The 10,577-nt window shown below is 74.5% G+C and carries 10 protein-coding genes; 7 read left to right on the top strand and 3 right to left on the bottom strand.

All coding sequences use genetic code 11. From position 1 onward, the window contains the following. The first annotated feature begins 50 nt into the window (after positions 1-50). The gene (locus ACFFCA_RS18545; RefSeq protein WP_375487530.1) at positions 51-1,538 is read left to right on the top strand and encodes a phytoene desaturase family protein; all 1,488 of its coding nucleotides are present in this window, start codon (positions 51-53) and stop codon (positions 1,536-1,538) included. Here ACFFCA_RS18545 and ACFFCA_RS18550 read toward each other — a convergent pair. Continuing rightward, complete coding sequence (locus ACFFCA_RS18550; protein ID WP_375487532.1) at positions 1,482-2,180, bottom strand: CDP-alcohol phosphatidyltransferase family protein; 699 nt, start codon at positions 2,178-2,180, stop codon at positions 1,482-1,484. The genes ACFFCA_RS18545 and ACFFCA_RS18550 overlap by 57 nt on opposite strands. A gap of 65 nt (positions 2,181-2,245) precedes the next feature. On the opposite strand from ACFFCA_RS18550, the gene ACFFCA_RS18555 reads away from it, so the two are divergent. Further along, positions 2,246-3,034 (top strand): endonuclease/exonuclease/phosphatase family protein, encoded by a 789-nt coding sequence (locus ACFFCA_RS18555; RefSeq protein WP_375487534.1) that lies wholly within the window; start codon positions 2,246-2,248, stop codon positions 3,032-3,034. Here ACFFCA_RS18555 and ACFFCA_RS18560 read toward each other — a convergent pair. Further along, on the bottom strand, positions 3,002-3,871 hold the full coding sequence (locus ACFFCA_RS18560) for a YhjD/YihY/BrkB family envelope integrity protein (RefSeq protein WP_375487536.1): 870 nt from the start codon (positions 3,869-3,871) through the stop codon (positions 3,002-3,004). The two genes, ACFFCA_RS18555 and ACFFCA_RS18560, sit on opposite strands and share 33 nt — an antisense overlap. A 94-nt stretch (positions 3,872-3,965) precedes the next feature. On the opposite strand from ACFFCA_RS18560, the gene ACFFCA_RS18565 reads away from it, so the two are divergent. From ACFFCA_RS18565 to ACFFCA_RS18585, 5 genes are read left to right on the top strand one after another with little or no spacing between them, the layout of a single operon-like run. Next, positions 3,966-4,787 (top strand): carotenoid biosynthesis protein, encoded by an 822-nt coding sequence (locus ACFFCA_RS18565; protein ID WP_375487538.1) that lies wholly within the window; start codon positions 3,966-3,968, stop codon positions 4,785-4,787. Further along, positions 4,784-5,956: a polyprenyl synthetase family protein gene (locus ACFFCA_RS18570; RefSeq protein ID WP_375487540.1), complete on the top strand. Its 1,173-nt coding sequence runs from the start codon at positions 4,784-4,786 to the stop codon at positions 5,954-5,956. The genes ACFFCA_RS18565 and ACFFCA_RS18570 overlap by 4 nt, the downstream gene beginning before the upstream one ends. Before the next feature lie 2 nt (positions 5,957-5,958). Beyond that, positions 5,959-7,434 carry a phytoene desaturase family protein gene (locus ACFFCA_RS18575; protein ID WP_375487542.1) on the top strand — a complete coding sequence of 492 codons (1,476 nt, stop codon included), beginning with the start codon at positions 5,959-5,961 and terminating at the stop codon, positions 7,432-7,434. Beyond that, the gene (locus tag ACFFCA_RS18580; RefSeq protein WP_375487544.1) at positions 7,431-8,168 is read left to right on the top strand and encodes a class I SAM-dependent methyltransferase; all 738 of its coding nucleotides are present in this window, start codon (positions 7,431-7,433) and stop codon (positions 8,166-8,168) included. Before ACFFCA_RS18575 ends, ACFFCA_RS18580 begins: the two co-directional genes overlap by 4 nt. Then, entirely contained in the window at positions 8,165-9,733 is a 1,569-nt protein-coding gene (locus tag ACFFCA_RS18585) for an FAD-dependent oxidoreductase (RefSeq protein WP_375487546.1), read from the top strand. The genes ACFFCA_RS18580 and ACFFCA_RS18585 overlap by 4 nt, the downstream gene beginning before the upstream one ends. Positions 9,734-9,951: 218 nt before the next feature. On the opposite strand, the gene ACFFCA_RS18590 is transcribed toward ACFFCA_RS18585, so the two are convergent. Continuing rightward, a partial coding sequence (locus ACFFCA_RS18590) for a DUF5914 domain-containing protein (protein WP_375487548.1) occupies positions 9,952-10,577 on the bottom strand: 626 nt, incomplete at its 5' end.

A 10,577-nucleotide genomic window follows, 5' to 3' on the forward strand; every position in this document is an offset into this window, starting at 1 on the left:
CCCCACCCCGGCGCCCGGCGATCTTGCGTGGCCTTCGTACCGTGGCCCGCATGGCCCGCGTCGTCGTCGTCGGTGCCGGGGTGGGTGGTCTGGCGGCCGGCGTCCGGCTCGCGGCTCTCGGCCACCGCGTCACACTGTGCGAGGCCGCCGACCAGGTCGGCGGCAAGCTCGGCGGGCACGTCCTGGACACGCCCGCCGGTGCGTTCCGCTTCGACACCGGCCCGACGCTGCTGACCCTGCCCGAGGTGTTCGCCGACCTGTTCGCCGCGACCGGTGGCCCGTTGGACGAGGCCGTGACCCTGCGCCGGCTGGACACCATCGCGCACTACCGCTTCGCCGACGGCACCGCCGTCGACACCGTGAGCGACCAGGCCGACCAGCACCGGCGCCTGGACGACGCGCTCGGCGCGGGCGCGGGGGACGCCTGGCAGCGCCTGCTCGACCGGGGCGCCGACATCTGGCGGGCCGTCGAGCGGCCGGTGTTCGGGGCGACGATGTCCACACGCGCGTCGCTGACGCTGGCCGCCGGCCTGGCCCGTCCCCGCGACCTGCGGGCGGTGGCGCTGCACCGCAGCCTGCGGTCGCTGGCCCGTGACCTGCTGCCCGACCCGCGGCTGCAGCTGATGCTCGAGCGCTACGCCACCTACGAGGGCAGCGACCCGCGTCGGGCACCGGCCGCGCTGGCCGTGGTGCCCTACCTCGAGCAGCGCTTCGGGGCCTGGTACGTCGAGGGCGGCCTGCACCGGCTCGCCGAGGCGCTGGCCGACCGCTTCGCCGAGCTGGGTGGCACGGTGCGGCTCGGGACCCGGGTCACCCGCGTCGCCGGCTCGCGCCGGGTAACGCACGTGGCGTGTGCGGACGGGACGACGCTGCCCGCCGACGTCGTGGTGTCCGACGCGGACGCCCGCGTGCTGCACGGCGAGCTGCGCCGTACCCGCCGCCCGGTACCGCCGGCCGACTCGCTGAGCGGGGTCGTGCTGCTGCTCGCCGTACGTGACCCGCTGCCGCAGCTCGGCCACCACACCGTGCACTTCGGGCCCGCGCCGTACGGCGAGGAGTTCGACGCGATCTTCGGCGCCGCGGCACGGCCCGTCCCGGACCCGGTCGTCTACCTCAGCTCTCCGCACGACCCGACCGTGGCGCCGCCCGGATGCCGGTCGGTGTACGTGCTGGTCAACGCGCCGCGGCACGGACGCGACGGAGCCGCGGGCACGCTCGACTGGACGGCACCGGGCCTGGCCGACTCCTACGCCGACGACGTGCTGGCGCAGCTGGCCCACCGCGGCCTGGACCTGCGCCCGCACGTCGTGCAACGGCACGTCCGCACGGCGGCCGACCTCGAACGCGACACCGGCGCGCCCGGCGGTGCCATCTACGGCCAGGTGCAGCACGGCCCGCTGGCCACGGTGCTGCGCGCGCACAACCGCACGCTGACCCGCGGGCTGTTTTTGGTCGGCGGCTCGACCCACCCGGGCGGCGGCCTACCCCTGGTCGCGCTGTCCGGGCGCAACGTCGCCACCGCGGTCGGGCCCGCCTAAGGCCTGCCCGTCCGGTGTCGGGGTCCGCAGCAGCTGCACGACGCCGACCGCACCGGCCCCGATCCACACCGCGGCACTGAGCCGCGCCGGCCAGCCGCGCCGGGTGAGGACCACCGACTCGCACGCCAGCATCGCGCAGACCGTGAACGTGGGCCGCTCGGCCACCGTGATGCGGGACGGGACGTGCCGCACCCGCCGCAGGGTGTCCACGCCCCACGCGGAGCCCGCCGCCGACGCCGCCGCCCACGCAGGCGCGCCCCGTCGCCACAGCACGGCAGCGAACGCCCCGTCGCACACCCGGTCGGCCACCGCGTCCGCGATCCGGCCCGAACGGGTGGCGCGGTCGCCGACCACCGCGGTCGCCCCGTCGAGCCCGTCGCACACGGCCGCGCCCACGACGGCCACCCCGGCCAGCACCGGGCGGGTCCGGGCCAGCGCCACCGAGCTGCCGGCCAGCGCGACGCCGGCGCAGGTCACGGCGGTGGGCGGCACCCCGGCACGGGCCAGCACCCGGCCGCCGGCCCACATCAACCGCAGCCAGCCCTTCAGCACCGGGACGCCGGCCGGGTCGATCTGGTGGTGCAGGGCCGACCAGCGCGCCGCGAGCTGGTCGGGGCCGGGGGGATCCACGTCGTCGGTCACGTCCGCAGTCTGCCTGCGCTGCTGTGCGGCCTGCGTTCCGGCGGCAGGGTGGGTACCTCTCGGCCATGCGGGTGGCCACGTTCAACATCTCCTCCGGCCGGGCCGGTGACGGTCGTACCGACACCGCCCTGCTCGGCGACGCCGTCCGCACGCTCGACGCCGACCTGCTGTCGCTGCAGGAGGTCGACCGCGACCAGCCGCGCTCCGGAGGCGCCGACCTGACCCGGGTGGTGGCCGAGGCCATGGGCGCTGCGCACCACGTGTTCGCGCCGGCGCTGTTCGGTACCCCCGGCGGGCGGTGGACCGCGGCGACCGACCACGCCGGCACCGAGCCGGACCGCGGCCCGGCCTACGGGTGCGCCCTGGTCAGCCGGCTCCCGCTGCACGGCGTCGAGGTGCTGCGCATCCCCACGCTGCCCGTCGCCCTGCCGCTGTACGTCCCCGGCCCGGGCCTCGTGCTCGTGCGCGAGGAACCCCGGGTGGCCATCGTGGCGGGCGTCGAGACCGGCGACGGCCGCGCCTTCACCGTGGTGGCCACGCACCTGCCGTTCGTCCCGGTCTGGAAGCAGTGGCAGTTGCGCAAGCTGGCCGAGTCGCTGCGTGGCCGGCCCGACCCGGTGCTGCTGCTCGGCGACCTCAACCTGCGCCGCGACGCGGCCGTCCGCGCGAGCGGCTACGCCAGCCTGGCCGCCGCGCTGACGTTCCCGGCGGCCCGGCCGAGGCTGCAGCTCGACCACGTGCTGCTGCGCGGCCCGGCAGAGGCGCTGGGCCCGGTGCTGCGGGTGTCCACACCCGAGGTGCCGGTGTCCGACCACCGCCCGTTAGTCGTCGACGTCGGCCCTGACCTCGGCTGACGGGGGCGCCTCCTTGCGCTCGTGCAGCCCCAGCGCGATCAGGTAGCCGAGCACGAAGACCAGGTTCTCGAGGTAGACGAGGAAGCTGAGCGCGGCGACCTCGGCGGCCGGGCGGTAGCCGCCGAACGCGTTCGCGAAGCCGTGCACGAGCCGCAGCGCCAGGGTGTAGCCCAGCAGCTGCCCGCTGACCCACGACGCGGCCACGAACGCACCGGCGGCCAGCGGCCCGCGCCGCAAGGCGGTGGTCGCGAACAGGCGGTACACGCCGAGGAACGCGGCGAACGTGGCGAAGAACAGCAGGTTGAAGGCGATGAAGATGCCGAGAAGCCGGGGGCCCGTTCCTGTGCCGAGGCCGCCGAACAGGGGCCGGATCGGTCCGGCGACGAGCAGCAGGGCGACGACGGAGAACACGACGAGCAGCGGGGTCAGCACCCGCCCGCGCAGCGAGCGCGGGGACCGTTCCCGGGCACGGGAGAACCGTTCGAGGCTGCGCACGATGCCCTCGGCGTACAGCGAGACCGGCAGCAGCGCCACGACGACCGCCCACCACGACGTGCCGACCGCGGCCCGGGCGAACGCGCGGGCGTCGTGGTCGAGCCCCAGCGGCCCCGGCACGTAGCGGGCGACACCGTCGGCCGCCTGCAGCACCCGCTGCCGTCCGAGCAGGCCGGCGCTGACCCGGGTGCCGATCGCGAGCAGCGGGATGAGGCCGAAGGCGGCGTAGGAGGTGAGCGCGGCCGCGACGACGAACGGGTCCGACCGCCGAGCCAGGCGGCGAACACCGTGCACCGCCATCCGCACCGTCTCGATGACGCTGACGTTCCCCCCGCGCGCCACGGATTATCAGATCTGAGCCGGGGTAAGCAGAAATGAGTACTCCGGGAGACGACCGGAACCCGCCGACGAGACAGCCGTGATGAACCTGACCACCGTGACCGCCACGCGCCCGGCCGGCCTTCCCGGCCGTACGAGCCGCATGCCGACCCGCGCCCTGCTCGGGCTGACGGCTGTCGTGGTCCTGGCCCAGATCGCCTGGCCGCTGACCCGGTCGACCCTGCGCGAGCACCTGACCGTGGCGATCGTCATCGGGTTCGCGGCGGTGTGCGTGCTGCACGCCGCGCTGACCCGCAGCCCGGGTCGTGCGGCCGTGGTCCTCGCGGTGACCGCCCTGCCCGGCTTCGCGGCGGAGGTCGTCGGCGTGCACACCGGGTTCCCGTTCGGCAGCTACGCCTACTCCGACGCGTTGGGGGTCCGGGTGTTCGGCGTGCCGCTCGTTGTCGCGCTCGCGTGGACCATGCTGTCCTGGCCGGCGGCGCTCGTCGCGCGCCGGCTCGCCCGCCGTCCGCTGCACCGTGTGCTGCTCGGCGCGTGGGCCACGACCGCGGGCGACTTCTTCCTGGACCCGCAGCTCGTCGCCATCCACGGCTGGACGTGGCGCCACCCGTCGCCGCACCTGCCCGGCGTCGGCACGGTGCCGCTCACCAACTACGTCGGATGGATCGCGGTGACGCTGGTGCTGTCCGCGCTGCTGCAGGCCACGATGGGCGACGGCGGCGACGCGCTGGGGCTCGCGCTGTACGTCTGGTTCTGGCTGGCGTGGACCCTGGCGTTGGCGGCGTTCCTCGGCCGGCCGGCCGCGGCGGCGTGGGGTGCGGTGGCGATGGGCACGGTGGCCGTGCCGCTGCTGGTCCGGCTCGCGCCGGCCGCTCGGCGCAGCCCGCGCGACCTGCACCCGGTCGGGGCGCGGGGATGAGCGAACGCGCCTACGCGCCCGTCGGCGACACCGTCGCCGAGCCGGTGCAGGAGAGTCGCTGGCAACACGACGTCGTCACGCATGTCGCCACCGTCGAGGCACGGTTGGGCGCCGAGCTCGATGCCCTGCAACGTGCCTGGCAGCAGGCTGCGGACGGTGTGGGCGACCGCGCGTCCGTCGGTGCCGCCGACGTGTTCGCCGCCGAGCTCGACCCGCCCGCCCAGTTGAGTGACCTCGTGCGCCGCGGCGGCAAGCGCACCCGTCCGGTGATGGCCCTGCTGGGCTGGCAGGCCGCCGACGTCGACGGGACGGGGCAGGGCTACGACGACACGGTGCAGGCCGGTGTCGCCATCGAGCTGCTGCACTGTTTCGCCCTCGTCCACGACGACGTCATGGACGAGTCGCCGATGCGTCGTGGCCGGCCTACGGTGCACGCCGACGCCGCCCGCCGCCATGGCGAGCAGGACGGGCGCGGGGACGCCGCCCGCTTCGGGGACAGCGTGGCCATCCTGGTCGGCGACCTCGCCCAGTCCGAGGCCGAGCGACTCGCCGGCGCACTGCCGGAGCCGATGCGCACGGTGTGGCGACACATGGTCCTCGAACTGCTCGCCGGGCAGGTCCGTGACGTCGTCGGGTCGGCCGCCGGTGACCGGCGGTTGGCCTTTGCGCGCCAGGTCGCCCGGCAGAAGACCGGGTACTACTCGGTAGCCCGGCCGCTGCAGCTCGGCGCGGCCGCGGCCGGTGCGGGCGAGCTGGCCCTCTCGGCGCTGGAGCAGTACGGGCGCCACGCCGGTGAGGCGTTCGCGCTGCGAGACGACCTGCTCGGCGTCTACGGCGACCCCGACACCACCGGCAAGCCCGCGGGCGACGACATCCGCTCGGGCAAGCCGACCGTCCTGCTGGCCGTGGCCCGGGCGAGCCTGCGCGGTCACCCGGCGGCCGCGCTCGAGGCGGCCGGCACCACCGGCATGACCGACGCGCAGGTGGCACTGGTCCGTGACGCGATGCTGCACGAGGGCGTCGTGTCCAGGGTCGAGGCCATGATCGACGACCGCGCCGCCGACGCGGTGGCGGCACTGCAAGCCGGCACGGACGCGGGTGTGCTCACCATCGACGGTGCGGCGCACCTGACGCGCACGGTCGACCAACTCGCCCGACGGGGGAACTGAGCATGGCTCCGGTAGTGATCATCGGTGCAGGACTGGCCGGGCTGGCCACGGCCTGCCACCTCTCGCGGCGCGGTTACGAGGTCACAGTCCTCGAACGCTCGTCGCTGCCCGGCGGACGCGCCGGCCAGCACCACGACGCGGGCTTCAGCTTCGACACCGGCCCGACGGTGCTGACCATGCCGAACATCGTCGCCGACACCCTGGCCGCCGCCGGCACGGAGATGACCGATGTGCTGCCGCTGCGGCAGCTCGACCCGGCCTACCGTGCCCGCTACGCCGACGGCAGCACCGTGCACGTCCGCGCCGGGCACGACGCCATGCGGGCCGAGATCGCGAACGTCAGCGGGCCGGCCGACGCCGACGGCTGGGACCGCTTCACGGCCTGGCTCACCGAGCTCTACGACGTCGAGATGCCGAACTTCATCGACCGCAACTTCGACTCGGTGCTCGATCTGATGGCGTCGCCGTCGGCGACCGCGAAGCTTCTCCGCCTCGGCGGGTTCGGCAAGCTCGATCACAAGGTCGGCCGGTTCTTCACCGACGACCGGCTGCGCCGGCTGTTCAGCTTCCAGGCGCTCTACGCCGGGCTCGACCCGCTGCGCGCGCTCGCCCTGTACGCGGTGATCACGTACATGGACACCGTGGAGGGGGTGTGGGTGGCCGAGGGCGGCATGCACGCCGTGCCCACCGCACTCGCCGACGCAGCCTCACGGGCCGGCGTCACCTTCCGCTACGACACCGAGGTCAGCCAGGTCCTCGCCCGCACGGACCGACCCGGCGTGGCCGGCGTCGAACTCGCCGACGGGGAGAAGCTGGCCGCCGACGCCGTCGTCTGCACCGTCGACACGGCTGTTGCGTACGAGAAGTTGCTGCCCGACCTGCGCCCACCCCGCGCGGTGCGGCACGGCAACTACGCCCCGTCGGCGCTGGTGTGGCACGTTGGCGTGCGGGGCCTGCCCGACGCGGCGGCCGCGCACCACAACATCCACTTCGGCGAGCAGTGGGCCGAGTCCTTCGACGCATTGATCAAGCACCACCGGCTGATGCCCGACCCGTCCCGGCTCGTGTCCGTGCCGTCGCTGTCGGACCCGTCGCTCGCCCCTGACGGTTGCTCCACGCTCTACGTCCTCGAGCCCGTGCCCAACCTGCGTGCCGACATCGACTGGGATCACCAGCGCGAGGCCAGCCGCGAGCAGCTGCTGAAGTTCCTCGACGCCGAGGGCTACCCGACCGACGTCGTCGCCGAGCGGCTCGTCACCCCGGCCGACTGGCAGGCCGAGGGGCTCACCGCCGGCACGCCGTTCGCGCTCGCCCACACCTTCGCGCAGACCGGCCCGTTCCGGCCGCCGAACACCAACCGGCGGATGCCCGGGCTGGTGCTGGCCGGTGCCGGCACGACGCCCGGTGTCGGCGTGCCGATGGTGCTGCTGTCCGGCCGGCTCGCCGCCGAGCGCGTCGCGGAGCACCTCCCGACATGACGCTGGAATCGGATCGGCTGGAAAGCGAGTTCGACGCGACCGCCGAGCACTACGACGTCATGGTCGGGCTGAACCCCGGCTACCACGAGCACCTCCGGACGGCCGCCGACGCACTGGCCGAGCGGCTGACCCCGGGCGACGGACCACTCCGGCTCGCCGATCTCGGCTGCGGTTCCGGTGCGTCCACCGTCGCCCTGGTCGACGCGCTCGGCCCGGCCGCGTCCGATGCCGAGATCCTCGGTGTCGACGCCTCCGACGGCATGCTTGCTGTGGCGCGGCGCAAGGCCTGGCCCGCCGGCGTCCGCTTCCAGCACGGCATGGCCGAGGACGTCGCCGCCGGCCACTGGGGTCTCGACCGGCCGCTGGACGGCGTGCTGGCCTGCTACCTGTTCCGCAACGTCCAGGACCGCGACGGTGCGGTCGCGGCGGTGTACGACGTGCTCGCGCCGGACGGCTGGCTCGTCGTCCAGGAGTACTCGGTCGCCGGATCGCGACGGTCCGCAGCCCTGTGGACCTTCATCTGCTGGGCCGTCGTGATCCCGTTGAGCCTGGTCCTGACCCGCCGTACCACGCTGTACCGCTACCTGTGGCGCAGCGTGCTGCGCTTCGACTCGGTGACCCGCTTCGAGGCACGGCTGCGCGCGGCGGGGTTCACCGACGTGTCCACCCGCAGCGTGGACGGCTGGCAGCACGGCATCCTGCACACCGTCGTCGGCCGACGGCCCGCCGCGTGAGCCGCCGGTCCACCTGGACCCCCGGCCGTGACGCGGCGGCGGTCCGGCATCCCGGCGTGGCCGGACGGTCGGACGACGGTGGACGTCACCACGTCGCCGTGGTGGGCGGCGGGGTCGCGGGGATGGCCGCCGCCACCGCGCTGGTCGAACGGGGTGTCGCCGTCACCCTGCTCGAGTCCTGCGAGCAGCTGGGCGGGCGCGTCCGGTCGTGGCCCGTCGAGGACGAGGCGAGCGCAGGCGCGGGCGGCACCCGCACGATGAGTCGCGGCTTCCACGCGTTCTTCCGCCAGTACTACAACCTGCGCGCGATGCTGCGTCGCGCCGACCCGGCGTTGCAGCGGCTGCAGGCCGTCGCGGACTACCCGCTGCTGTCCCGGCAGGGGCACCAGGACTCGTTCGCTCGCATCCCGCGTACGCCGCCGGTCAACCTGCTGGCCTTCGTGCTGCGCAGCCCGACGTTCACGATCCGCGACCTGACGAAGATCGACACCGCGGCCGCCGGTGAGCTGCTCGACGTCGACTTCCCGCGCAGCTTCACCGACCACGACGGCGAGAGCGCGGCGCAGTTCCTCGACCGGCTGCGCTTCCCCGATGCGGCACGGCATCTGGCGCTGGAGGTGTTCGCCCGCAGCTTCTTCGCCGACCCCGAGGACTTCTCCGCCGGTGAGCTCATCGGCATGTTCCACACCTACTTCCTCGGCTCCGCCGAAGGACTGCTGTTCGACGTGCCGGACGACGACTACGACACTGCACTGTGGGCGCCGCTTGCCACGTACCTGCGCACCCGTGGCGCCGACGTGCGCACTCGCACCCCGGTCACCGGCCTGCGTTCCGACGGCGACGGCGTCGTGCTGCAGACGGACGGTGGCGACGTGCACGCCGATGCGGTGGTCGTCGCGACCGACCTGCGCACGACCCAGCACCTGCTCGGTCCCGGCGCGCTCGACGGCGACGCGGCGGACCTCACCACCTGGCACGACCAGCTGGCCGCGCTGCGTCCGGCGCCGGCGTTCGCGGTGTGGCGGCTTTGGCTCGACCGGCCGGCGAGCCCGGAGCGGCCGGCCTTCCTGGGCACCGCCGGGTTCGGGCCCACCGACAACATCAGCGTCGTCGAACGGTTCGAGGCCAGGGCCGCAGACTGGGCCCGCCGTACCGGCGGATCGATCGTGGAGCTGCACGCGTACGCCCTGCCGGCCGACGCCGACCACGACGACGTCCGCCGGCAGCTGCGCGGCACGCTCGACGAGCTCTACCCGGAGTTCGTCGGGGCCCGCGCGGTCGCCGAGCAGTACCTCGTCAACGCCGACTGCCCGTTGATCGGCACCGAGCCCTGGGCCGAACGACCCGGTGTCGCCTCGCCCGACCCGCGCGTGCTGCTGGCCGGCGACGGGGTCCGGTGCGCGTTTCCGGTGGCGCTCATGGAGCGTGCCGCGACCACCGGCTTCCAGGCCGCGAACGCGTTGCTCGCGGGCTGGCAGCTGGCTGGTCACGACCTGTGGACCGTGCCGCTCGGGGCGCGCACCCGCTTCGCCCGGCACGCCGGACAGGCCGCCTCCCGCGTCTGAGGTCGATCGAGGGCGACGGGCGGTGGACCGGGTGCACGGCAAGCCACGGTGAGGTCCGTGGGCGACGGGTCCGAGCTCGCCGGTGCAGACCCGGCCGGCTCTGTCCACCGGCCCGAACCAAGTGATCAACACGCGTTCTGCAGGGCTACAGCCCGGCACAACGTGAGATGATCACCTCGGGTGGCGTGGTCCGTGGGCAGCGGTCAGTGGGCGGGAGGTCAGTGGGCGACGGGTCCGAGCTCGCCGGTGCGGACGCGGTAGCGGCGCTCGGCGTAGGTGAGGTCGTCGACCCAGAGGTGGCGCGCGGTGTGCCGCATGGCCGGCCGCAGTAACGGCGCCAACCGCGTGGCGACGCGGAACCCGGATCGCGCGGAGTACGCCATGGTCACCTCGGTCACCTGCGTGATCGGCGCACCGTGGCTGTCGGTGCCGATCGGCGTCGCGTGGGTCTCCACCACGCTGCCCTTCCCCTCGCCCTCGACGATGTGCATCGTGATCGTCCGAGCGTCGGGGCAGGAGAAGACCGCGCGCACCGGAACGCCGAAGGTGCGGCCGAGCCGGAAGGTGACGTCGACGGCCAGCCGGCTGTCGTCGCTGGCGTCCTCGTCCACGGTCAGGTGACTGAACGCGTAGGGGTGCAGCCACGACCCGTGCCACGGGTCGAGCCGGTTGGCGATCACGTCGCGCGGCTCGCACCGGCCCTGCATGCTGACGACGGCGCTGACCGCGCGGTCGGCGGGCGGCCGGTCCGACGGGACGGGTTGGTCGGTGGGCGACTCGCCGTCGGTGGGCAGCCGTACCCAGACCAGCACGCCGTCGTCGTGGGCGGGGAACGGCGCCCAGC

Source organism: uncultured Jatrophihabitans sp. (genome assembly GCF_964252635.1).
In the GTDB taxonomy this organism is placed as follows: domain Bacteria; phylum Actinomycetota; class Actinomycetes; order Mycobacteriales; family Jatrophihabitantaceae; genus Jatrophihabitans.

What these genes read in the sequence shown, in the direction of transcription:
- ACFFCA_RS18545 (WP_375487530.1), top strand. Translation starts at nt 51, where the DNA reads ATGGCCCGCGTCGTCGTCGTCGGTGCCGGGGTGGGTGGTCTGGCGGCC.
- ACFFCA_RS18555 (WP_375487534.1), top strand. Translation starts at nt 2,246, where the DNA reads ATGCGGGTGGCCACGTTCAACATCTCCTCCGGCCGGGCCGGTGACGGT.
- ACFFCA_RS18570 (WP_375487540.1), top strand. Translation starts at nt 4,784, where the DNA reads ATGAGCGAACGCGCCTACGCGCCCGTCGGCGACACCGTCGCCGAGCCG.
- ACFFCA_RS18575 (WP_375487542.1), top strand. Translation starts at nt 5,959, where the DNA reads ATGGCTCCGGTAGTGATCATCGGTGCAGGACTGGCCGGGCTGGCCACG.
- ACFFCA_RS18580 (WP_375487544.1), top strand. Translation starts at nt 7,431, where the DNA reads ATGACGCTGGAATCGGATCGGCTGGAAAGCGAGTTCGACGCGACCGCC.